The 20,306-nt window shown below is 53.5% G+C and carries 33 protein-coding genes and 8 pseudogenes; 16 read left to right on the top strand and 25 right to left on the bottom strand.

Annotated elements, in window-relative coordinates; all coding sequences use genetic code 11:
* Positions 1–23: 23 nt before the first annotated feature.
* The 10 genes and pseudogenes from nadE to RAC89_RS13980 all read right to left on the bottom strand — a co-directional run bounded on the left by nadE (position 24) and on the right by RAC89_RS13980 (position 4,801).
* A complete protein-coding gene (gene nadE / locus RAC89_RS14030) occupies positions 24–833 on the bottom strand; it encodes an ammonia-dependent NAD(+) synthetase (protein WP_306614184.1) in 810 nt (269 codons plus the stop codon).
* A gap of 108 nt (positions 834–941) precedes the next feature.
* Positions 942–1,376: a BrxA/BrxB family bacilliredoxin gene (locus tag RAC89_RS14025; RefSeq protein WP_306614183.1), complete on the bottom strand. Its 435-nt coding sequence runs from the start codon at positions 1,374–1,376 to the stop codon at positions 942–944.
* A gap of 117 nt (positions 1,377–1,493) precedes the next feature.
* Complete coding sequence (locus tag RAC89_RS14020; protein WP_306614182.1) at positions 1,494–1,937, bottom strand: DUF3905 domain-containing protein; 444 nt, start codon at positions 1,935–1,937, stop codon at positions 1,494–1,496.
* 27 nt (positions 1,938–1,964) lie between these two features.
* On the bottom strand, positions 1,965–2,099 hold the full coding sequence (locus tag RAC89_RS14015; protein ID WP_306614181.1) for a hypothetical protein: 135 nt from the start codon (positions 2,097–2,099) through the stop codon (positions 1,965–1,967).
* A 60-nt stretch (positions 2,100–2,159) separates the two neighbouring features.
* Entirely contained in the window at positions 2,160–2,609 is a 450-nt protein-coding gene (locus RAC89_RS14010; RefSeq protein WP_306614179.1) for a polysaccharide deacetylase family protein, read from the bottom strand.
* Positions 2,557–2,871: a polysaccharide deacetylase family protein gene (locus RAC89_RS14005; protein ID WP_306616096.1), complete on the bottom strand. Its 315-nt coding sequence runs from the start codon at positions 2,869–2,871 to the stop codon at positions 2,557–2,559. Before RAC89_RS14005 ends, RAC89_RS14010 begins: the two co-directional genes overlap by 53 nt.
* On the bottom strand, positions 2,813–3,073 hold the full coding sequence (locus RAC89_RS14000; RefSeq protein WP_306616176.1) for a hypothetical protein: 261 nt from the start codon (positions 3,071–3,073) through the stop codon (positions 2,813–2,815). Before RAC89_RS14000 ends, RAC89_RS14005 begins: the two co-directional genes overlap by 59 nt.
* Positions 3,070–3,489 (bottom strand): DUF445 family protein, encoded by a 420-nt coding sequence (locus RAC89_RS13995; protein ID WP_306614178.1) that lies wholly within the window; start codon positions 3,487–3,489, stop codon positions 3,070–3,072. The genes RAC89_RS14000 and RAC89_RS13995 overlap by 4 nt, the downstream gene beginning before the upstream one ends.
* Positions 3,490–3,494: 5 nt before the next feature.
* Positions 3,495–4,369, bottom strand: a pseudogene (locus RAC89_RS13990) (DUF445 family protein).
* Between the two features lie 276 nt (positions 4,370–4,645).
* Positions 4,646–4,801, bottom strand: coding sequence for a hypothetical protein (locus tag RAC89_RS13980; RefSeq protein ID WP_306614174.1), 156 nt, complete (start codon positions 4,799–4,801; stop codon positions 4,646–4,648).
* A 265-nt stretch (positions 4,802–5,066) separates the two neighbouring features.
* On the opposite strand from RAC89_RS13980, the pseudogene RAC89_RS13975 reads away from it, so the two are divergent.
* The 7 genes and pseudogenes from RAC89_RS13975 (at position 5,067) to RAC89_RS31690 (ending at position 8,035) form a co-directional block, all read left to right on the top strand.
* Positions 5,067–6,349 (top strand): annotated as a pseudogene (locus tag RAC89_RS13975) (BaiN/RdsA family NAD(P)/FAD-dependent oxidoreductase).
* Positions 6,350–6,428: 79 nt separating this feature from the next.
* Positions 6,429–6,614: a hypothetical protein gene (locus RAC89_RS13970; RefSeq protein ID WP_306614172.1), complete on the top strand. Its 186-nt coding sequence runs from the start codon at positions 6,429–6,431 to the stop codon at positions 6,612–6,614.
* Positions 6,615–6,890, top strand: coding sequence for a hypothetical protein (locus tag RAC89_RS13965; RefSeq protein WP_306614170.1), 276 nt, complete (start codon positions 6,615–6,617; stop codon positions 6,888–6,890).
* Positions 6,887–7,147: a hypothetical protein gene (locus RAC89_RS13960; RefSeq protein WP_306614168.1), complete on the top strand. Its 261-nt coding sequence runs from the start codon at positions 6,887–6,889 to the stop codon at positions 7,145–7,147. The genes RAC89_RS13965 and RAC89_RS13960 overlap by 4 nt, the downstream gene beginning before the upstream one ends.
* Positions 7,148–7,354: 207 nt before the next feature.
* Positions 7,355–7,612, top strand: coding sequence for a histidine kinase dimerization/phospho-acceptor domain-containing protein (locus tag RAC89_RS31700; RefSeq protein WP_373429932.1), 258 nt, complete (start codon positions 7,355–7,357; stop codon positions 7,610–7,612).
* Positions 7,581–7,862: an ATP-binding protein gene (locus tag RAC89_RS31695; RefSeq protein ID WP_373429931.1), complete on the top strand. Its 282-nt coding sequence runs from the start codon at positions 7,581–7,583 to the stop codon at positions 7,860–7,862. The genes RAC89_RS31700 and RAC89_RS31695 overlap by 32 nt, the downstream gene beginning before the upstream one ends.
* 53 nt (positions 7,863–7,915) lie before the next feature.
* A complete protein-coding gene (locus tag RAC89_RS31690; RefSeq protein WP_373429929.1) occupies positions 7,916–8,035 on the top strand; it encodes a hypothetical protein in 120 nt (39 codons plus the stop codon).
* A gap of 58 nt (positions 8,036–8,093) precedes the next feature.
* On the opposite strand, the pseudogene RAC89_RS13950 reads toward RAC89_RS31690, so the two are convergent.
* From RAC89_RS13950 to RAC89_RS13940, 3 genes and pseudogenes are all read right to left on the bottom strand, one after another.
* Positions 8,094–8,969, bottom strand: a pseudogene (locus RAC89_RS13950) (cation diffusion facilitator family transporter).
* 86 nt (positions 8,970–9,055) lie between these two features.
* Positions 9,056–9,472 (bottom strand): hypothetical protein, encoded by a 417-nt coding sequence (locus tag RAC89_RS13945; protein ID WP_306614166.1) that lies wholly within the window; start codon positions 9,470–9,472, stop codon positions 9,056–9,058.
* Positions 9,473–9,649: 177 nt separating this feature from the next.
* Complete coding sequence (locus RAC89_RS13940) at positions 9,650–9,823, bottom strand: hypothetical protein (RefSeq protein WP_306616175.1); 174 nt, start codon at positions 9,821–9,823, stop codon at positions 9,650–9,652.
* On the opposite strand from RAC89_RS13940, the pseudogene RAC89_RS13935 reads away from it, so the two are divergent.
* Positions 9,746–10,022 (top strand): annotated as a pseudogene (locus RAC89_RS13935) (magnetosome magnetite crystal formation protein family). The gene RAC89_RS13940 and the pseudogene RAC89_RS13935 sit on opposite strands and share 78 nt — an antisense overlap.
* A gap of 24 nt (positions 10,023–10,046) precedes the next feature.
* On the opposite strand, the gene RAC89_RS13930 reads toward RAC89_RS13935, so the two are convergent.
* Entirely contained in the window at positions 10,047–10,460 is a 414-nt protein-coding gene (locus RAC89_RS13930) for an NUDIX domain-containing protein (RefSeq protein WP_306614165.1), read from the bottom strand.
* Between the two features lie 303 nt (positions 10,461–10,763).
* On the opposite strand from RAC89_RS13930, the pseudogene RAC89_RS13925 reads away from it, so the two are divergent.
* Both RAC89_RS13925 and RAC89_RS13920 read left to right on the top strand, forming a co-directional pair.
* Positions 10,764–11,730, top strand: a pseudogene (locus RAC89_RS13925) (aldolase catalytic domain-containing protein).
* A 96-nt stretch (positions 11,731–11,826) separates the two neighbouring features.
* Positions 11,827–12,653 (top strand): annotated as a pseudogene (locus tag RAC89_RS13920) (radical SAM protein).
* Positions 12,654–12,658: 5 nt separating this feature from the next.
* Here RAC89_RS13920 and RAC89_RS13915 read toward each other — a convergent pair.
* From RAC89_RS13915 to RAC89_RS13910, 3 genes are all read right to left on the bottom strand, one after another.
* Positions 12,659–12,973, bottom strand: a complete 315-nt coding sequence (locus tag RAC89_RS13915) for a hypothetical protein (RefSeq protein ID WP_306614164.1) — start codon at positions 12,971–12,973, stop codon at positions 12,659–12,661.
* Between the two features lie 94 nt (positions 12,974–13,067).
* A complete protein-coding gene (locus tag RAC89_RS31685; RefSeq protein ID WP_373429928.1) occupies positions 13,068–13,211 on the bottom strand; it encodes an AraC family transcriptional regulator in 144 nt (47 codons plus the stop codon).
* Positions 13,162–13,965: an AraC family transcriptional regulator gene (locus RAC89_RS13910; RefSeq protein WP_306614162.1), complete on the bottom strand. Its 804-nt coding sequence runs from the start codon at positions 13,963–13,965 to the stop codon at positions 13,162–13,164. Before RAC89_RS13910 ends, RAC89_RS31685 begins: the two co-directional genes overlap by 50 nt.
* A gap of 127 nt (positions 13,966–14,092) precedes the next feature.
* On the opposite strand from RAC89_RS13910, the gene RAC89_RS13905 reads away from it, so the two are divergent.
* From RAC89_RS13905 to RAC89_RS13895, 3 genes are all read left to right on the top strand, one after another.
* Positions 14,093–14,524: a family 4 glycosyl hydrolase gene (locus RAC89_RS13905; RefSeq protein WP_306614161.1), complete on the top strand. Its 432-nt coding sequence runs from the start codon at positions 14,093–14,095 to the stop codon at positions 14,522–14,524.
* The gene (locus tag RAC89_RS13900) at positions 14,509–14,850 is read left to right on the top strand and encodes a family 4 glycosyl hydrolase (RefSeq protein ID WP_306614160.1); all 342 of its coding nucleotides are present in this window, start codon (positions 14,509–14,511) and stop codon (positions 14,848–14,850) included. The genes RAC89_RS13905 and RAC89_RS13900 overlap by 16 nt, the downstream gene beginning before the upstream one ends.
* A gap of 64 nt (positions 14,851–14,914) precedes the next feature.
* Positions 14,915–15,319 carry a family 4 glycosyl hydrolase gene (locus RAC89_RS13895; RefSeq protein WP_306614158.1) on the top strand — a complete coding sequence of 135 codons (405 nt, stop codon included), beginning with the start codon at positions 14,915–14,917 and terminating at the stop codon, positions 15,317–15,319.
* Positions 15,320–15,551: 232 nt separating this feature from the next.
* Here the strand turns inward: RAC89_RS13895 and RAC89_RS13890 are convergent, their stop codons facing one another.
* The 7 genes from RAC89_RS13890 to RAC89_RS31675 form a co-directional block, all read right to left on the bottom strand.
* Positions 15,552–15,710, bottom strand: a complete 159-nt coding sequence (locus RAC89_RS13890; protein ID WP_284643665.1) for a hypothetical protein — start codon at positions 15,708–15,710, stop codon at positions 15,552–15,554.
* A gap of 74 nt (positions 15,711–15,784) precedes the next feature.
* Entirely contained in the window at positions 15,785–16,006 is a 222-nt protein-coding gene (locus RAC89_RS13885; protein WP_306614155.1) for a DUF2905 domain-containing protein, read from the bottom strand.
* A complete protein-coding gene (locus tag RAC89_RS13880) occupies positions 16,003–16,794 on the bottom strand; it encodes a heparinase II/III family protein (protein ID WP_306614154.1) in 792 nt (263 codons plus the stop codon). The genes RAC89_RS13885 and RAC89_RS13880 overlap by 4 nt, the downstream gene beginning before the upstream one ends.
* A gap of 164 nt (positions 16,795–16,958) precedes the next feature.
* Positions 16,959–17,639, bottom strand: a complete 681-nt coding sequence (locus tag RAC89_RS13875; RefSeq protein ID WP_306614153.1) for a hypothetical protein — start codon at positions 17,637–17,639, stop codon at positions 16,959–16,961.
* Positions 17,640–17,668: 29 nt separating this feature from the next.
* Complete coding sequence (locus tag RAC89_RS13870; RefSeq protein WP_306614152.1) at positions 17,669–17,854, bottom strand: hypothetical protein; 186 nt, start codon at positions 17,852–17,854, stop codon at positions 17,669–17,671.
* 28 nt (positions 17,855–17,882) lie between these two features.
* On the bottom strand, positions 17,883–18,209 hold the full coding sequence (locus RAC89_RS31680; RefSeq protein ID WP_373429927.1) for a TlpA family protein disulfide reductase: 327 nt from the start codon (positions 18,207–18,209) through the stop codon (positions 17,883–17,885).
* Positions 18,203–18,655 (bottom strand): redoxin domain-containing protein, encoded by a 453-nt coding sequence (locus tag RAC89_RS31675; RefSeq protein ID WP_373429926.1) that lies wholly within the window; start codon positions 18,653–18,655, stop codon positions 18,203–18,205. Before RAC89_RS31675 ends, RAC89_RS31680 begins: the two co-directional genes overlap by 7 nt.
* Before the next feature lie 356 nt (positions 18,656–19,011).
* Between RAC89_RS31675 and RAC89_RS13860 the strand changes: the two genes are divergently transcribed.
* The 3 genes and pseudogenes from RAC89_RS13860 to RAC89_RS13850 form a co-directional block, all read left to right on the top strand.
* A complete protein-coding gene (locus RAC89_RS13860) occupies positions 19,012–19,197 on the top strand; it encodes a hypothetical protein (protein WP_306616174.1) in 186 nt (61 codons plus the stop codon).
* Positions 19,116–19,613, top strand: coding sequence for a C40 family peptidase (locus RAC89_RS13855; protein ID WP_306616095.1), 498 nt, complete (start codon positions 19,116–19,118; stop codon positions 19,611–19,613). The genes RAC89_RS13860 and RAC89_RS13855 overlap by 82 nt, the downstream gene beginning before the upstream one ends.
* A 13-nt stretch (positions 19,614–19,626) precedes the next feature.
* Positions 19,627–19,731 (top strand): annotated as a pseudogene (locus RAC89_RS13850) (NlpC/P60 family protein); the annotation flags it as partial.
* A 94-nt stretch (positions 19,732–19,825) separates the two neighbouring features.
* On the opposite strand, the pseudogene RAC89_RS13845 reads toward RAC89_RS13850, so the two are convergent.
* Positions 19,826–20,287 (bottom strand): annotated as a pseudogene (locus tag RAC89_RS13845) (DUF420 domain-containing protein).
* Between the last annotated feature and the right edge of the window lie 19 nt (positions 20,288–20,306).

The following is a 20,306-nucleotide window of genomic DNA, read 5'->3' as shown; positions in this document are numbered from 1 at the left end:
ATTGATGGTTTTGTCGCATATCGTTAAATTCCAGGAATCGGAGCGCGCTTATGCTCTGTTCGCAAGTACTGCTTCTCCAGCTTCGCTTGGGCTTCCGCCGAAATCTGCTTGCCCTCGAGATAATCGCTGTTGTCGCCGTACGTAATGCCGAGCTCCTGCTCGTCCGTCTGGCCTTCCCAGAGGCCTGCCGTCGGGGCCTTATCGAGCACGCTCTGCGGAACACCCAGCTTCGACGCCAGCTGTCTAACCTGACGCTTATTCAGCGAGCTCAGCGGCGTGATGTCTACGGCGCCGTCACCGTATTTCGTGAAGAAGCCGGTAATCGCCTCGGAGGCATGATCCGTACCCACAACGAGCAGGTTCAACTCGAAGGCTAAGGCATACTGCATGACCATCCGGGTTCTGGCTTTCACGTTTCCTTTGCCGCCGCGGCTCAGGTGCTTGTGAACTCCAATCGACTTCAGTCCATGCTCCGCTTCAAGCGCGATTTCGTTCACCGCTTCCTCGATGTTCGTCTCAATCCGGTACTTCAGCTGGAACGCTTCCGCTGTAGCATAGCTGTCCGCAATGTCCGCCTGCTCGCCGTATGGCTGGAATACACCGACCGTCTTATATTCACGGCCCTTCTCCGCTGTCAGTTCATCGGTCGCCATTTTGCAAAGGCCTGTCGCCACCGCACTGTCAATTCCGCCGCTGATGGCTATCAGCAGACCCTCTACATTCGCCTTCACAACATATTCCTTCAAAAAATCAACCCGCTTGCGAATTTCCACATCGACGTCAATCTCGGGCTTCACACCAAGCTTTGCAATGATCTCCTGCTGTAATGTCATGGGGATCACCTCTTCCTCATTTTTCTATTTAGTATAACCGTCCAGCCCCGTACGTTACAATACAAAAACTCCCGCCGCGCTAAGTCGGCAGGAGTCCGGGGACTGCGGTTATTTGCAGTATTCGTTAAAAGCGCCGATCAAATCGGCGGCGATCATCTCTGCAGAGCGATCCTCCACCTGATGACGCTGGATGAAATGCACCAGCTGACCGTCCTTCATCAAAGCGATGGAAGGCGACGACGGCGGGTACGGAGCGAAATATTCGCGTGCCTTCGCTGTAGCTTCTTTATCCTGGCCTGCGAACACGGTGTACAGGCGGTCGGGCTTCACATCGTTCTGCGGCGCCTTGGCTACGCCCGGACGGCATTGACCGGCGGCACAGCCGCAAACCGAGTTGACAACGATGAGCGCCGTCCCCTCTTGATTGCTGAGCGCTTCCTCCACTTGCTCCGGTGTAGTCAGCTCTTCGATACCAAGACGGGTAAGCTCATCGCGCATCGGTTGAACACTATTTCTCATGAATGCCTCAAAGGACATAGACATGCTTCCATTCACTCCTTTTTCAACATATCGGTATAGTAAGTATCCTTACGACCTTATTATACATCGGGAGGGAATGAAAGCAAGCGCCTCTTTTCTGCAGAAGAAGGGGCGGAGGCCCTAAGGACGTCCGCGCTTCGTGTCTTTCTTCTTGACATCGGGATCCCCTTCTTGACTCTCGAATAGATACGGCTTGTAAGCAACATCCTTATCCGGATGCATAAAAGGATAACCCTGCGGAGGAATCCCTTGTTCGAACAATTCCTTGTTCTCGGCTGTCTGGAAGCCTACATCCTTGTAAGGGTGCACCCAGTCGTCTCCCGACATGATAGAAGGATCCGTCTCCTTGCTCCAATTCTCCAGCGGGGAATTGTCCGATTCATAATCATGGTCGCCGATCAGAACGCCGTGCTCGTTGACGAACGGCTCCCGAGGCCCGCGGTCTTGCTGATACTCTGCACGAAAGTTAATCTCGAACGGATCGAGGGCCGGATCGTTCTTCTCGTTATACTCAATGTTTGTTTCTACGTTCTCATAGGTTTGCGTATTCTTCTTGTCTTTCATGAGAACCTCCTCGGATGATGGCGATCGTTACTCCGCAGGACGATTAGGGCCGTCCAGCTTTTTGTCGAACGCCGCGCTTGTCGGATCCGGGCTGTTCGTTTGCCCGTTCTCGCGAGCTTTCTTGGCTTGCTCAACAGAGCTGTTGGACTGATTCTTGACCATGGTCAGCTCACTCCCTTCTGCTCCTTAGTATGTGAAATATGGCAGGAAATTACCGAACGGTCATGGTTTTAAAAATTGGTAAGTAAAGCTGTCCCGCTTCAGGGTCCGGAATTCATAGCCCTGCTCCTTTAAATAGCGGATAACCGAAGGTAATGCCTCAACGGTGGTCCGCTTCGCATCCATATCATGCATGAGAACGATGATGTCCTTTTTGCCGTCACTATTGGCCTTTACTGAGTGAATAATGAGCTCCTTTTCTTGAACGGGAGTCGCCGCATCCGTAGAGCTGACATTCCAATCAAAGTATTGGTATCCAGCATTCGACATTTCCCGGGCAATATTCGGCATGATCTGACGACCGCCGCTTTTTCTCGATAAATGATTGTTGGAGCCGCCTGGAAACCTTAAGATGTCGGGGCGAACGCCGACTGTTTCTTGCGACAGATCGTTCAGGCGCTCAACATCCTGCTTGAATGCAAAACGCCGATGCGTACACCTTGCGGTAATCATGACTGTAAGTATGATTCCCGATCGCGTGTCCCTCTTTTGCAATTTGCCTATAAAGCGATTTGCTTTCCTCAGAGGTCTTTCCCACGACGAAAAAGGTGGCTTTCACGTTATGTTCCTTGAGCACCTCGAGAATTTGGGGCGTGCTTCGGGACGGACCGTCATCGAAGGTCAAATAAGCCCTTTTGTCGGTGGCAGGCGGGTTGCTAGGGCTCTCTACAGAGATTTCTAATGTCTCTTCGCCGATTTGCCTCCATTCGGGCATCAGGGGCTGATGAAGGCGTTGGGGTGGAAACGATAGGGACCGGCTCAGATGGTTTCTCGGCATGAGGAAGCAGGTTCAACGGACTGCTTTGCGAGATCTTTTGAAGCGGCTCCTTGCTGTCATCTGAAGCGAGTATTCCTATTCCCAGCAGTACCGCCGTAAGGGCACCCGCCCCGATCCAAACATAGCTTTTTCGTTTCATGCTCCGCCCTCCTTTATCCTAACTAGGGTAGGATTTAGTATGGCTTGGAGCGGATAGCCCGCCGCTGTAGGATTGCTGGAAGGACTGGCATATAAGGGTAACGGCCCTGCCGTGTCGCTGAAGGAGCAACAAAAAACGCAGGAGCAAGGGAAGCCTAATAGACTTCCCTTCTCCTGCGTTTCCAATTTGTGAGTTCTACACCAGCCAGCGAATCCCTTCGAGCGGCACCCGATCAGGAAGCCGCAGATGGCCCCGTTCACCCGGATCCACTGCAGATCCTTGCCTACCTTGTCCTCCATCAGATGGATTAAGGTTTCGTTATCGAAACGCTCGACGTTCTCTTGAATGAGCACGCCGATTTTGTGATGGTTAGCCTCCACCCATCGAGCAAGCCGCGCACGTACGTAAGCCTCCATCCGCTCTAATAGCGACTCATCTTCCTGGAGCTTCTGCGATCCGCTCCAGCGGCGGCAGAACGAAAGCCGAAAATCGTCGTCGGATCCATTCCAGAGCCTTTTCCTTCAAATGCATGGCAAGGCTGTGCAATTGCTCGTTCAAATTCCATTCGCCGAGCAGTTTTTCCTTCCACTCGCCAATCGTCTCCAGCGGCTCCGGATCCTCCGAGATCTGCTGCAGACTTCCCGCGTACCGCATGCAGTATGGCCCTGCGGTTGCTGTCCCCTTGTCTTCGCAGATCCATGAGCGCCTTAAGAATGAACTGCTGAATCATGGAGCCCAGCTTGTCCTCGCTGAGGAAGCCGGCGAAGGCATTCAGCGCGAAGCCCATAAACCCGCCCGTTTGCATTTGACCGATCGCCTGGGAGGCCATCGCGCCAAGACGATCCCGCGTCTCGTCCCGGAAGACGAATTGCTCCGCTACATCCAAGACGAAATCAAAAGCCTTTTCGTCATATTCCTTCGCAAGGACCTGCTCCATGACGAACTCAATTGCCTTGCGGGTATCCAGCGTTTCCAGCTTGGTGCGAATTTCGCTCTCCGCGAAGGCCACCGCCTGCTCCACCGGAATTTGCTCGACTAACCGCTCACTAATCATCTGGAGCGCGTTCTTCACTTCATCCGAATATAACTGCTTCTCAGCGTGACCAATACCCGTGAGACGATGCGCCACTCGGTCAGCTTATTCATGATGCTTTCCTTGCTGAGCAGATCGTTCTCAATCGTCGATACGAAGGCTTTCGTTACCCGGTCCCTATTCTTCAGCGCCAGCGCAGTATGCGGGATAGGAAGCCCCAGCGGATGGCGGAATAAAGCCGTTACGGCGAACCAGTCCGCCAGTCCGCCGACAAGTCCGGCTTCAAAGCCGCTATGAAGGAAGGTCAGCCCAAGGATTCCCGGTAAAAGCGCGTTGCGGCAAACCCTGCCCCCATCACGCCTAGGGATACTGCGGCCGTGTATTTTGCTCTTCCGCTCATCGGATCACCTCTTGATTTCAAATAGCCATTCCTGCCTATATTTGTCGAAACCATTCATATAAGACATATTACTTCATCTTCAGTAACATTTCCAATGGGGGCCAAAAGGAAAAAACAGCCGACCCCGGTCAGCCTCCCCTTACCCTTTGGACGTTCGCTTGGCTCTCAGCTGTCCCCATAGCGAACGCATTTGTTTGCGGTTCATCTGAACCGTATCACACGTCTGTTTTAATGTCGCGGCGTTCTGTGTCAGTGAAGTAACCAGGTGCAAATGCCGGCTCGCTAAGTCGTGCATGCGCCGCTCAGTTGATCCAATCTGCCGTAGGAATCCCCTATTTTCCGATCGCTTAGCATAGATGTTGTCACCCCTCATCCGGAAATAATACCCAAAGGAAAAATGCGACAGGTTCCATTATACAACAAAGAATACTACGATGTTTGTCAAAATCGGTCGCACAGCCTGCCAAATTCGGACGCTTAAGATATGTCTTTTGTTTTATTTTCATTTTGGTTACACTGGCAATATAATCAATTTGACTCAAGCGGGAAAAGGTGAATTTATGCTATATGATGTGATCGTCATCGGAGGAGGGCCGTCGGGGCTTATGGCCGGTATTGCGGCCAGCGCTCATGGCGCGAAGGTGCTTCTTATCGATAAGGGAGATAAACTCGGACGCAAGCTCGGCATCTCGGGCGGCGGGCGGTGCAATGTGACCAATAATAAAGAATTTGAGGAAATCATCAAGAACATTCCGGGCAACGGCCGGTTTCTGTACAGCGCCTTTGCCAATTTCAGCAATCGGGATATTATCGCTTTTTTTGAACAAATGGGGATTGCTTTGAAGGAGGAGGATCGGGGACGTATGTTCCCAGCTTCCGACAAGGCCAAGACGGTTGTCGAGGCTCTGATCAACAAGGCGCGAAGCCAAGGCGTCACGATGCGTGTGAATGCCGCCGTGAAGCGCGTTCTCTATCAGGACGGACAAACGTCCGGAGTGGAGCTGAAGAACGGCGAACGCTTGAAAAGCCGAGCCGTCATCATTGCTTCCGGAGGCAAATCGGTGCCTCATACCGGATCCACCGGGGACGGCTATGCTTGGGCGGAGGACGCCGGCCACACGATCACGGAGTTATATCCGACGGAGGTGCCTCTTGTCTCAAGGGAGGCATTCATTCAATCCAAGGAGCTTCAAGGTCTCTCGTCGGGACATCGTCGTCTCCGTGTGGAATCCCAAAGGGAAAAAGGTCGTGGAGCATGAAGGCGATTTGCTCTTTACCCATTTTGGCGTCTCCGGTCCGACGGCGCTTCGCTGCGACCAATTCATCCATAAGATCAAAAAGCAATTTGAGGTGCCTACCGTCAAAATCACGATCGATCTGTTCCCTGACCGGACGGCGGATGAAGTATTCGAGGACTCCATGTCCCTTGCAAGACAAGAGCCGAAGAAGGCGATCAAGAATGTGCTCAAGGGCCTGGTCCCGGAGCGCATGATCCCTATTCTGCTTAAGAAATCGGGGTCGCCCGAGCACATCACCTTCGATAACATTCCGAAGCGACCATGGCTCCAGCTGGCTCAGTTGCTGAAGGCATTTCCTCTTCAGATCGCAGGAACACTTTCCATCGAAGAGGCGTTCGTGACAGGCGGAGGCGTTCATCTGAAGGAAATCGAGCCGAAGACCATGCAGTCGAGGTTAATGCAGGGGTTGTATTTTTGCGGCGAAATTTTGGACATTCATGGGTATACCGGGGGGTATAATATTACGGCAAACTTTCACAACCGGATATACCGCCGGCAAAAGCGCCGCGGAGTGGGTACGTTCCGAATCGGCCTTTCTTGCCTAAGGAAAAGCAAGGCCCGATGCAGGGCATGAAGTCGCACGAATCAGAGCGGAGAGCCGCTACTTGAAAGTAGGTCCCAGTCATGAGCAATCGGTATGTTTATGTTATGTTGTTCCTCCTGATCAGTCAGGGGATGCTTCTCCTGTGGCCCGAAACGTCGTCTGCCTTTCGCTGGACGGTCCTTCTTCTCTCTTGGTGTGCAGGCGCCCTGCTCGTCTATGCCGTGGCGGCCGTCCCGAAGGCGGACCCTGTCCCGATCCGGGCTTGATTGGATGGTGCAAATGGGATTCCTTGCGCTATTTTTGCTATAAACCGCTCCCATCAGCTGATCTACATGAATGACAGCGGACAGCAACTTCTGCATGAGTTGACGGGGCTGGAGGTGCGTATCGGGCAAGACGTTTACGAAATGCTCCGGACCGCAGGCTATACTTCCGCGGAGATTCCGATTACCACGGCATTGCGCCAAGCGGTTGCCATAAATAAAGTAAAGTCGCATACGTCTGCCGGCCGCGTCTATCTAGTGAGCGCGCGCCTATTATGAATCCCGACTCAGGGGATATTGTCGGAGCCGCCGCCTACCTTGAGGATGTTACGGAGGACGAGAGGCTGTATCGCCAAGCCCAGGAATGGTCGCAAAAATATCAGGTGCAATCGGCTATGCAGAAAACCTTGCTGAATTCGCTCCCCCTTTCCGTCATGGCTGTAGACAGCCAAGGGAGAATCACCGTTATCAATGAAAGCGGCAACGTATTTTTCCAAATGGGAGAAGGACGAGCTGATCGGCATGGATGTGAATGAGCTCTATCGCAAGAACGGGAATCCTCCGGAGGAAGTAAAGCTCTCCCGGTCTTTGCGCGGGGAAACGTATCGCGAGGTTCAGACGACCTACAAGGGCATGACCTTTATGGTCCACACGTATCCCTTATACAGCCTGGACGGCTCCACCATTACCGGGGCTGTCGGCATCTATCAGGACATTACGGAGTGGGAGCGGCTCAAGAAGGAATGGAGCGAGCGGGAGCGGCTGAATTTGGTCGGTCAGCTTGCGCCGGCATCACCCACGAGATCCGTAATCCGCTTGCCGTCATGCGTGGCTTTCTACAAGTGCTTCGAGAAAAAAGCGAGAGGCGCAAAGACCATTACTTCGACATTATCCTATCCGAGCTGGACCGCGCCAACAATATTATTTCCGACTATCTGTCGCTCGCCAGGCAGGATGATAAGGAGGTTGTTGAAAAGCGGCAGACTGAACGAATTGATTGAATCCCTTGCGCCTCTTCTCTCGGCGGATGCCAACCTGAAGGGGATGACGCTTAGGCTATCTCTGGAGGAAGGCCTTCCGGAGATTCCGTTAGATGTGAAGGAGATTAAGCGACTGATTCTGAATTTGGCCTCCAACGGCATGCACGCGATGGAAGAGGGAGGTATCCTTACCATTGCTACAAGCCGCCGCGAGAACAGTGTCGAAATGCGTATAGCGGACACTGGGGTCGGCATGGACGAACAGCACTAAGCCGCATCTTCGAGCCTTTCTATACGACCAAGCCGACCGGCACCGGACTCGGATTGGCTACTTGTTTGGCGATAGCGGAGCGCCACCGGTTCCAGATCCGCGTCGATTCCGAGCCGGGCGGCGGAACCACCTTCACCTGCCGGTTTCCCCTGGAAGCTTCTCCCCCTGCCTAGAAAGGCCTGTTCCCCTCAGCTAACCGCTTGGGTAACAGGCCTTTCTTCACCGGCGACGCTACGTGTCACGGGAGCAGGGCTCCACATGCACATGCACACTTTCTACCGCATCTTTGCTCCATCATTCTCTTCTCAATATCGTCGCTGATATCATGACTTTGCTCTACACTAAGCTCCCTGCTTACCTCGACCACCACATCCAGAAGGACGTTATTGCCGTGGGCGCGGGCGCGAATATCCTTGATTCGCTTTACGCCCGGCGTTTCCTTCACGGTTTTGCTGAACACCCGGAGCTTCTGCTCGTCGAAGCCGTCGGACAGCATATGCGTCGCCTCCGTGAAAATACCCCAGGCCGTCTTGCAAATAATCAAGCCGACGGCAAACGCCGCAGACCGGATCCAGCCAGCCGATCCCGAAGCTTGCTCCGACGATCCCGACGGCCGCACCGATGCTGACGAACGCATCGGAGCGATTGTCTTGCGCCGCCGCGGCCAGCGCTTGGTTATTGATGCGCTTCGCCAACCGGCTGTTATATAAGTAAACGCCCCACATGACGGCGGCACAGGCTATGGCGACCCAAGCGGCAAGCATATCGGGTACGGGGCGATTCGCCTCGAAGAAGCCGCCCGGCTTCAATGACGACCTGAATGCCCGCCGTAGCCATCACGAAGGAGGCCACCAACGTAGCGATGGTCTGAGCCCGCATGTGCCCGTAGGGATGATCGAGATCCGGCGGCTTGCGCGAGATTCGAAGCCCGATCAGTACTGCTACGGATACAAGAATATCCGTAGTATTGTTCACCCCGTCGGCGGTAAGCGCCTCCGAGCCGGTGTAGAAGCCTGTACCGATCTTGACAGCAACTAAGAGAAGATAGGCGGCGATGCTAGTCCATGCTCCCTTCTCGCCCTCTTTTAACTCGTCATAGGTTTCCAAACTTATCTTCCCTCCAAGCTATTACTCACATAACGTACCGACCTGCCTGATGACTCCCGCGAAAAAGAAGCAGTGCTCCGTAACTACTAACAGAGCACCGCCGCTGATGAGAAAACCATCCGTGGATCACACGTGAATTCCCGGATCGAAGTGATCGTACTTGTCGCGAGAGACGGGTCGAACGGATCCTCATGATCCGTATCATTATAGGAGCCTCGGTCTTTCATAACGTAATCGGGAGCTTGGACCTGATCGTCCTGCCAATCCTCATTCACCAAATGCGCCGGAATCGGGATCATCTCCTGCTCGTCGTAAGCCATGGCAAAGGTTGCAGGCTCGGACAGAGTGCCGGGATGCTCGACTAGTCGTCCTCCATGGGCTTGTGCAATTTCAAGTGCCGAGGTCAGATCCGATCCGTCGACGATTACGTGGAGGGTCGACTTCTCGGCGTCGTCATGAAGACCGACACCGTAGCCGAGCTCCTCCAGGGTACCGGCCGCCATATTCGCCTCATCCCGTGTTTCAAATTCAAAAAAATCGGTGTCTTGCTCATCGGCGATTCGTCCTCTCTGTTAAACATTTCACGTCTAAGGATTAGATTGCCCCTTAGCAGGAAGTTTATCCCTCCGAAGAGACGGCATCCTTGCATAACCTAGCTTAGTCCCGCATAGGATGTACCGTCATCCTTGTTCGTGTCCCCCTACCCATTCTGTATGAAATGAGGTGTCTGTATGACGGTAGATCCCGAGTCCAAAGCCGACGCTGAGAAAAACAAGCTGGTCGCCGCCGTAGCTTACCTTCTCTTCTTCATCCCGCTTCTTGCCGCCAAAGATTCCCGGTTCGCCATGTATCACGCCAATCAGGGCCTTGTCTTTTGCCGCTTACCGCTATTGCCTCCAATGTCGTGCTCGGCTTGATTCCGTTCCTTGGCCTGTTCCTGGTTCCTCTGGCTAACCTGGGGCTCCTGGTGCTGACGATCATCGGTATCCTGAACGCACTGAACGGCTATACCAAACCGCGCCGCTGATCGGCGGGTTTACACTGTTGAAATAATGCGAAAAAGCCTGAGGCTTGGTCTCAGGCTTTTTCGCTGGTTTGGAGGTGGAGCGGTCTTGGCTCAACCCCCAGTAGCCGATCTCCCTGGAAGGCGCATCGATATTCCATCGGCTCCCCTCCCTTGAGCATCGAAGGCAGAAAAAACTTCACATGAACGGCCACGCCCCGATTCTCCGCGTCGCACACCCAATCGATCGATTTCCAGGCGAGAATGCCCTCCTCCGTATCCAGCGGTGCTTGCCGCGCCGTATCCTCGGGGACCTCAGCCACATACACATACATGCCCCCTGTGTAGCTTCCGTCCACATCCCACGTTACAGTGCCCGTGAAGCGCAATGTCTCCGGCGCTTCCAGCCCTGTCTCTTCCCTGATTTCCCGACGCATGGATTCCTCCGGAGTCTCTCCCGACTCCAGCTTCCCCCGACCCCATTCCATATGCCTAGCAAAGGTGCCTTAGCCCGGTTCAGCATCAGCACTTGATTTCCTTTTTTCAGAAAGCATAGATTGTATTTCAGCATGCCGTTGTCTCCTCATCTTTGGGTACATGGTACTTCCACAAAGAATCCCGGAATCCTTTTTTTTCATTATAGGGCATTGGTCGGGCGGGTTTGTCAGGCGGTCTTGAATTTGTTATCATTGACAGAAAGCCAATATTATGCAATAGTAATGGATATATTATGAATCCTTTACTGCTTAAAAGCACGAAAGCAGTTTACACTTGGAGAGGAGCAATTCAAGATGACTAGAGACGTTCAACACAAAATTCTAGACTGCACCATCCGCGACGGAGGTTTGGTTAACAACTGGGATTTCAGCGTGCAATTCGTAAAGGATATGTATTACGGACTTAGCGCCGCCGGCGTTGAATATATGGAGATCGGCTATAAAAACTCCGCCAAGTCGCTCAAGGGTGCCGATGCGGGCCCATGGCGCTTCCTGAATGAGGACTTCCTGAAAGAGGTTATCTCGCAGAAGACCGATACGAAGCTTTCCGCACTGGTCGATATCGGACGCGTGGATGAGAAGGATATTCTCCCTCGCGAGCAGAGCCAGCTGGACCTGATTCGCGTGGCGACCTACATTAAGGATGTGGACAAGGCCCTTGATCTGGTACAGAAGTTCCATGACTACGGCTACGAAACCACGATCAACATTATGGCGCTTTCCCATGTCATGGAGAACGACCTGAACGAAGCCTTCGAGGAAATCAACAAAAGCCCGGTGGATGTAGTGTACATCGTTGACTCCTACGGCAAAGATGGATTACAAGGATATCGATTACCTCGCGGCGAAGTTCCAGCGTTTACTGCCTGAGAAGCGACTCGGCCTGCACATGCACAACAACATGCGGCTCGCCTTCTCCAACACGATCATGGGTGCCAATAAGGGCGTACAGTTCCTGGACACTTCCGTATACGGCATGGGCCGTGCGGCAGGCAACTGTCCTACGGAGGCGCTCGTGAGCTACCTGAAAAATCCGAAGTACGATCTGCGTCCGGTGCTTGAAATTATCGAAAAGCATATGATCACTATGCGTGAGAAGTGGGAGTGGGGCTACATTATTCCTTACATGGTTGCGGGCGTACTGAACGACCACCCGCGTGCCGCCATGGCGCTTCGCGCCGGCGAGGACCGTGACAAATTCGTAGAGTTCTACGATAGACTGACCTCCCCTGAAGCGATGCCTGCCAATCATTCCGAATAATTATGAAGACCGGTGGTTTCCCTGGAAGGGAAATGCACCGGTCTTTTGGTTTGGCACGAACCAGCACCGCCTAGATGAGCAAAGGAGAAATTGTTTATGAAGCCCTTCATAGCCTTCACTACCCCATCAAGGCTACTCAATCCGGCTTCCGGGTACCTCGCAGGATATACGCATACCTTAAACCCCTATACCGGCGCGCGCCTTCGCTTGCTCCTATTGTTATGTCAGAGAAATGCCGGTGGCAAAATTCCGTCCGGCCCCTTGGGGAACGTGGGTTGATGTGAAGGAGGGGCGCCGCCAAGCGCATAAAGAGCTGGTTCGTGAGCGGAAGAAAGGCGGACCGATCACGATCTTCCTGTCGTCCGCCACCGATCCGTATCAACCGATCGAGTATCGCACGATGCTCACACGCTCCTTGCTGGAAACAATGCTGGAGGTTCGCCCTGATTTCGTGCTTGTGCAGACCCGCTCCCCGCTGGCCGTGCGTGATATAGACGTCTTTGCGGCTGACTAGGAAGCGGTGTCCGGGTCAGCATGACCATTGAAACGGACCTTGAGGAAGTGCGTAAGGCTTTCTCTCCGGTCGCCCGCCGATCCCGGCCCGGTCAAGCGTGCCCTGCGTCAGCTATGTGATGCCGGCATTCCGGCACAGGTCGCCGTCTCTCCGTCACGCCGAGCAGTGATGCCTTCGCGGACCGGTTAGCGGACACGGGAGTGCGCCGCATCTGCCTTGACGATTACTTCATGGGTGACGGAAGCCTCGGCAAGCGTACTGCGCGACTCGGCCTTCAACCGATATACCAGTCGCTTAACGCGCGGACTGGTATGATCCTTCCGCCTATTTGCGCGTCATGGAGCGACTCAAGCGCCGCTTTGCCAAGGAACAGGTTCGGATTAGCCAGGCCGGCTTCATGCCGTTCTGATACGATTATACCCAGAAGAAAGGAACCAAAAAGAGCAATGAAATCAGCGCTAAACTAAGAGCATACGCTCCGCCAAATGGATACCCGAACGCTTTCGTTTTTGCCTTCGCCTTGTTCCGATTGATGATTTGGGACTTGGCCTTTTTTCGTTCGTAGAGAGTGTGTAGGCTCCTTGCGTAGCTCCTCCCAGCAAAGAAATGTCCGCCGTCAACACCGGTGATGGTTCCATAAATGCGACTTCCATCATGGAGCACGGCGCAGACCTGTCTCCCGATATACGGGGATATGGCTTCTGCATGAATCGGGCTGATTGCTTGCACGGCTTCACCTCCCGTCTGAATCAATGATCAGCAGGTCGCTTCTGAATATCAACCCTCTTCCATATTATTTCCAAATACCGAATTGGCTTGGGTGTTATTGTTCGATTCTAAGAAAATAGACGGGATCGACCTTCTTCCCCATACGGTATTCAAGCGGCGTCACTCCCACGAACGAGCGAAATACCTTGCTAAAATAATTCGCATACCCGAATCCCGTCTCCGCCGCGATCGACTCCACCGTTTGCTCTGTGTGCCGCGGCCAGGTCAGCCCCCTCCACCCTTACCTTGCGCAAGTATTGATTGGGCTTTAAGCCCGTTTTCTTCAGAAACTGCCGGCAAAAGTGGAATTTGGTTAGCCCGGTCGCCAAGGCCAGCTGATCAATGGACAGGTCCTCCCGGTAAGAAGACTTCATCAGCTTCACAGCCGCCCGAATCGACGCAGGCAGCTCCTCCGGAGCGCGTACGATATCCCTGCCCTCCGCCAATCTATGCAAGCCCATCATCCACTCATACAGCCGCGTTGAAATCGTATATTTATCCAGTCGCGGGTTGCCGGCGATTTCGGAGTACAGCCTGCTAAGCGCGAGAATCGGTTCTTCATGCTCTTTGAAGGCAATTACCGGACCCATCTTCCGCATCAGCTCGCGAAAAGAGTGATTCAGCGCATCCTTGCCCGTTACCACCACGTAAAGAAACTCCCACTCCTCCCCGCCCTCCGGAAAATAATACTCCTGATCCCCCGGTATGACGGTCAAAAAGCCGGTTCCCTTAGGCAAGGCGTAAAGCGAAGATCCGTCCCGGAACATCCCTCTGCCGGACAAGGTATATTGAAAGACGGCATACCCGCCGCCGCGCTTTTGCCCGTGCCAACGGTAGTCGCTTCGATTCACGCGATCCCAGCCGATATTGATCAGCCGCATGGGTAATCCGGCTTCGCTTATGTACTTAAAGCCGAAGCTGGTTCGCTCACAGCTCTCATGTGGATACAGCAATATTGTCGCATCCTTTCGCAAATATGTTATCATTGTCCGCCCTCGTGCTCTTGCTTTATTATGAAGGTATCCGGAATGACATGTCAATTCAGAGAACTTCATTTCTTGGTTTGGAGGGCTTATACTCATGCTAAAAATCGCTATGATCGGTGCAGGCGACATCGGCTTCACTCGGCGCTTATTGATGGACATTCTCGCGGTGGAAGAATTTCGGGATGCGCAATTCCGTCTCATGGACATCCATGAAGAAAATCTGAGCATGGTGACGAACCTCTGTCGAAAAATGATCGCCGACAACGATTTGCCGGCCACCATCACAGCAACCTTACACCAACGGGAAGCGATCGCCGGGGCTGACTACGTCTTCTGTACGGCTCGGGTCGGCGGGCTGGAGGCATTCCGGCATGACATTGAAATTCCGCTTCGCTACGGTGTCGATCAGTGTGTCGGCGACACTCTCGGCCCCGGCGGCGTCTTCTTCGCCCTGCGCACCATTCCTGTCTTTGCTGGACATTGCAAGGGACATGCGCGAGCTGGCGCCGAATGCGGCTGGCGCTGAATTACTCGAACCCGATGGCGATGAATACATGGGCCGTTCGCCGTGCAGGCGGCGTGAAGATCATCGGTTTATGTCACGGCGTACAGCATAGCCATTCCCTGATTGCGAAGGCACTGGGTATTCCTAAGCAGGAGCTGGATTTTACCGCCGCGGGCATTAATCATCAAACCTGGTTCGTGCAGGTATCCCATCATGGCCGAAGTGTGCTGGAGGAGATTTTACCGGCCATGGAGCGGAGCACCCGGATATCTCACGCTGGGAGCCGTGCAGAATTGATGTGCTCAGAAGGTTCGGGTACTTCTCTACCGAGTCGAACGGACATTTAAGCGAATACCTGCCGTGGTATCGAAAGCGTAAAGAAGAAATCGGCAAGTGGATCTATCCTGACGTATGGATCGGAGGAAAAACCGGGGGTACCTGGAGCATTGTCTCGAGCGCGGCGACGAGTACAAGGAGGATTATCCGAAGTGGCTCAGCGGCGAGAAGGAATTCATCAAGCTCGGCCAGCGCTCGGAGGAGCATGGCTCTTACATTTTGGAGGCACTGGAGACAGGGCGAGTGTACCGGGGGCATTTTAATATCGAAAATCAGGGGCTTATTACGAATCTTCCGAACGATTGCACAATCGAGATTCCTTGTTATGTGGACCGGAACGGGATTCAGCCGACCTTCATCGGCAAGTCGCCGCTGGTCGCGACCGCTACGTGCCGCGTCAGCATCAGTGTGCAGGAGATGGCTGTGGAAGCGGCGCTGACGGGCAACCGCGAGCTGGTGAAGCAAGCCGTCTTTGCATGACCCTCTCACTGCGGCGGTTTGCACCACGGAGGAGGTATGGCGTATGTGTGATGAGATGTTCGACGCGCTGGCCCCATGGCTCCCCCAGTTTAACGGCGAAGGGCGGACGTGGGACGACATTCCCCAACCCGATGAGGGCCGGTCATGATTCATTCGCTAGAATGGATAGCGACGAACGATAAGCAAAAGGAACCCGCTGACCTTGGCCGTCAGAACGGGTTCCTTTTCCTTCTTACGCTTCGCCTTCCTCCGCTGTACGGGAATAAGCGATCAGAGTGACGTCATGCCCGGACAGCTTGGCAATTTTCTCTTCCGCCTCCTGAATAGCCGCAACGGCTTGCGGATCATCCATAAGCCGCGCGATGCGGTAGTCCTGCGTCTCGATCTTCATTCGGATCTTCACCTCATTTGGGCAATATCTCCTATTGTGGCCGATTCCGCATCACGGCATTCACCAACCGGAAGTTACCGCATAAACCAGCGAATCACATACATCACCAGAGATAGCACTACGCTAAGTACGATACAAGTCACGATCGGAAAATAAAACTTGAAACCTTCCTTCTCGACGGCAATGTCGCCCGGCGACCTGCCCAGGTTCAGGAACCGTCCCCCGACCATCCAAAGCGGCCCGATCACGATCATCACGATTCCGCCGATAATCAACAGCTTGGGCACCGAGTTCAAGCCGGTTTCCCTCCTCCTTCAACTCGCAATAAGAACGTCAGCTCCGCATCGCTTCCAAGCTCAGAAACAACAATCCGGGTGCGATACACGTTTACGGGCTCTCCCAGATGCTTAGTCGTTTCGATGCGTTCCACAGAAGCGACCCCCTGAATGGCACCAAGCTCTAAGCTGGCCTCGCCGCCTGACCCGCGCCATACGATCCGCTTACCGTTTGCTTCGATCGAAGGCTCGTAGAAGCTAATGAACAGCTCCTCCACCGTATTATTCGCCCCGACGAACCGAAATGCGTCTGTAAGTTCCAATCTGGCTTGGCCTGCCGACGCGTCGGTGCTCCAGACAAAGCTTCTTTGAAATGCTTGAAGCCCTGCCTCCTCCGGATAAGCTCCGCCCAGCTCTAGCCCGAACCTTCGGCGTCCCGCCGCTTCCTCGTTCTCAGCCACCTTGGCACGCGAGGCGCCGCCCGCCGACTGAGGGATCCCGTTTACCAGCGGAATGGAATGTCCCTCTGCGCTATTATGGATCAGCGTATAACGTAAGGGACCGAAATAATCCTTCGTGTACAAGCCTGCCCCCAGATCGGACAACAGATTGTCTCCGCCTGCATGAACGATAAAATGCCCCAGATCGTTGTGGTTGTGCGGTTCATCGTTATGTCCCCCTTTTGCGGCGAAGGCGATGAAATGCCCTTGAATGTTCCGTTTATCAATGAGCCACTCCGTGTCCGGATAGTAATAACTGCCTTCCTTAACGGTGTCACTTATGTGAGCAGGGTCCGTCCAGACGATCATTCTAACCAGTCATGCGGCCAACGGTAGCAATGATCCTGATGGAACGACCTTACCCCCTTAAGCGGTGGCGACGTTACGCCTAGGCGCTTCGTAAGCCGGCCACATGCCGGGATTGACGATATAACTTTCCGAGGCGTCGGAAAAATTAACGAACTGAGGCGAGGTCAAGGCAATGCCTGTAGGGAATTCTGCGATACGCCGGATTTTCTCCCCTTGCGACAGGTCGATTTCCCCCCGGTGTATGTATGCGGCATTTCTGCAAAGAAGACGTAATAGCCGAACCCGTAGCTCCAATACCCGATGCCCTCGGGACAACAGCCGTCCTCTCCATAACCGGCAAGAAAGCTCTCCATGGCTCGAACCACTCGATCCAGCATTCCGGCCAAACGTTCCCGGTTGTCCACAGTCAAAAGAGCGGCCATCCCTACCGCACCTGCGCATACGGCCGACCAATTGTTCGTTACCGCTTCCCAATGGAAATGATGCGGTGTGTTAAATAACGGCTGATAAACCCTGCGCTCCAGCTCCTCCCGGATCCGGTCGGCGACCCAAGGGTTCAACCGGTCCTCCAGCAGGTACAGCGTTTCCGCCAGTGCATGGGCTGTTTCGGCCGCGAACAGGTCGACGACTTGCCACATCGGCGACCTAGCAGTCCTGGCCTGCTCCAGTCGCGACGGCAAGTGAGCGGGCACAGCCCAAGCATACTCGCCGCAGATCGCCCAGATGACATTCTCCAATGTTTCCATATAAGCGTCCGTATCTTCAAGCAAGCTCGCCAGCACAAGAGCCAGCAATCGTCCTCTTCGTTCGAAATATGGCTTCTCATAGTCCCTGCGGGTCCCCACGGAAGCAAATTTGTGAAACTCACCAAAAGTCAGCTCCGGCGCGGCTCCCGACCAGCCTTAACCGCTTCCTCATGAATTTCGCCTACAAGCCCCTGCAGATGCGGCGCCTCTCGCAAGGCTTGAAGCCTCGCCTTATCGAGTACGTCTCCAGCCAAGCCCTCCGGACGTTCCTTTACCGATTGTACTGCCAAGATAAGCTCCCTGTAGCTGACCATAAGTTATCTCTCCTAACATTGAAACGTTTTATTTTCTCGTCGCTTCCTTCAGCATATCAAAATTCATCGGTCCCTGATAGCGATAAATGACTTTTCCTTCCGCATCCATCACATAGGTAGTCGGATAAGAGTTAATCCGATACGCCTCGATCACCTTCCCCTGCGAATCCAGCACAATCGGGAATTGAAGTCCCCACTCCTTGACCCAAGCCTCAACCACATTCGGACTGGCCTCCGTTGTCGTCGCATTCATCCCCAAGACCACTACATCGTCATGGTACTGCTCGTGGAATCGCTCCATATGGGGCATTTCCGCACGACATGGCGGGCACCAAGTGGCCCAGAAATTTAGCACAACGGTTTTCCCCGGTAATCGGAAAGCTTAACGGGCTTCCCTTCCAAATTCTGTACCTCAAAATCCGGGGCCTGCTGTCCGATATTGAGACCATAGCCCGCTTCCGATGACTGTGAGGCATCCGGCTTTTCCCACAGGTTCGCGACAAACGAAACGATCAAGGCACTGCCGACCAAGAACATAACAGCCAGCTGAGCGGCGCCCTTAAGCTGACCTGGAGCGACCTGACGTAGCCAAAGGTCGCCAACAAGAACGGCTAACAAAACGATCAATCCGTCACGAAGCATGTGTTCGCCGCCCGAGAGAACATCCAATAACAATTTTGTCGAGTACCCACACAAAATGAAGAATAATGTCGAATCAATGTATTGAGGTCTGCTCGTCCGCTCTTCCTTTCGCGCTTGCGCGATATACATAGGCAAGAGCAAACGGCCGTTCCAAGCCAAGCTCCACGTGCTCCTCCGGTAAAATAGAGCAGTGACATCGGTCGCCGGATTACCTCCATGGGGCTAAAGAGCAGTAAGTCAGCCTTTCCAAACGACAATGCCGCATAACAGCGCGTTAAGCGACTGAGAGCCGATTCTCGCTCCTGTTGCCGTTCCTTTCATTCTTAGCCGCATCAAGCTAAAGCCAACCGCGCCGCAAGGATCCATTCCAGCATGTCTCTTTTTAAAAGTAAGGGTCCTACATTTATCGTATCCATTGTTCGTCCGTTCTCCATTCCGCAGATGTCCTTACACACATTGTGGAGTGAGTCTTCGTCCTTGTCAAATCATAACCTACTATTGGAGGCTAATACATCATGATGATGAAAAAACAATTGACGATCGCCTTGTTAGCTACTACGATTGCATTCGGTTCTCAAGCTATGCTGGCTCATCCTGTAAGCGCGCCGCAGATGCCGTTATTGTCAGCAGTGTCAGCTTCCGGACGGCTCCGGATTCAGGCTCTACCCGAATCCGCTATATCCAAGACGGCGAGAACGTAGATATCCTTGAGAAGGTAAACAGCTGGTGGTACAAAATCAAAGACTCACGCGGTCAAGTGGGTTACATCTCGACTAGCGACCAATATGTGAAAGTGTTATCAGGCGGCGTTACACCTACGCGACCTGCGGATACGTCGGCACTTCGCACGAAAATCATTAACGCGGGCAAAGCCTACCTCGGCACGCCTTATGAATACGGATCGGACCGTTCGACGACAAAGACGTTTGACTGCTCCGATTTTATTAAACAAGCCTTCAAGGATGGTGCCGGCATTACGCTCCCAAGCGATTCGCGGGCCCAAGGGGATTATGTGAAATCAATCGGACGTACGACGAAGACTTGGTCTAATTTGAAGCCAGGCGACCTGATGTTCTTCATGGAATACCGCGACTCCGGCAAACTATCCGTCGGATAAGTCCGGACAACGCATTACGCATGCCGGCATTTACATAGGGGATGGAAAGATCCTCCACACTTATTCCAAAGCCTCAGGAGGCGTTCGAATCGATGCGATTGACGGAAAGCATTGGGAGAAGCGATTCATTTTCGGAGGCGCATTTAAAGTAGCCATTACGAAAAAAGCAGTGAGGTCCCCGCTGGAGACTTCACTGCTTTTCTTATGCTGGTTTACGTGCCGAGAATCGCATCGATCACCGGCTTGGTTGCTCCTCCAGGGTACAGCACATACAGCAACCGTATATACCACAACTCCTGTAGGCGCCGTCAGCAACCAGACGACCGTCGTGATTTTACCGATACGTCTATGCTTTGCGAACTTCTTGTTGAAAGCGAAGATCAGGGTTGTAATTCCGAAAACCGCGCAACCGTCGCTAGAGTAATATGGAAAAACAAGAAGAGATGATAGGCCAGCTTCAGGCTCTCCGGCCCCCCGAACGATGTATTTCCTACGAATACCGTTCGGCTCGCATAGATGAGAAAGAAGGCAATGGCAAAGAAGGCTCCCCATAGCATTAGCTTCTGATGCGTCTCCCGGTTTCCCTTCACAATCTGATACCAGCCGAAAGCTACGAATACGGCGCTGATGACAATGAAGCTTGTACTGATCGTAGGCAGTATAGGTAAATTCATTACAATCCCACCTAATAGA

The sequence above is a fragment of the Paenibacillus sp. GD4 genome (assembly GCF_030846225.1).
Lineage (GTDB): Bacteria > Bacillota > Bacilli > Paenibacillales > NBRC-103111 > Paenibacillus_G > Paenibacillus_G silviterrae.
This window is presented reverse-complemented; position numbering and strand designations above follow the sequence as displayed.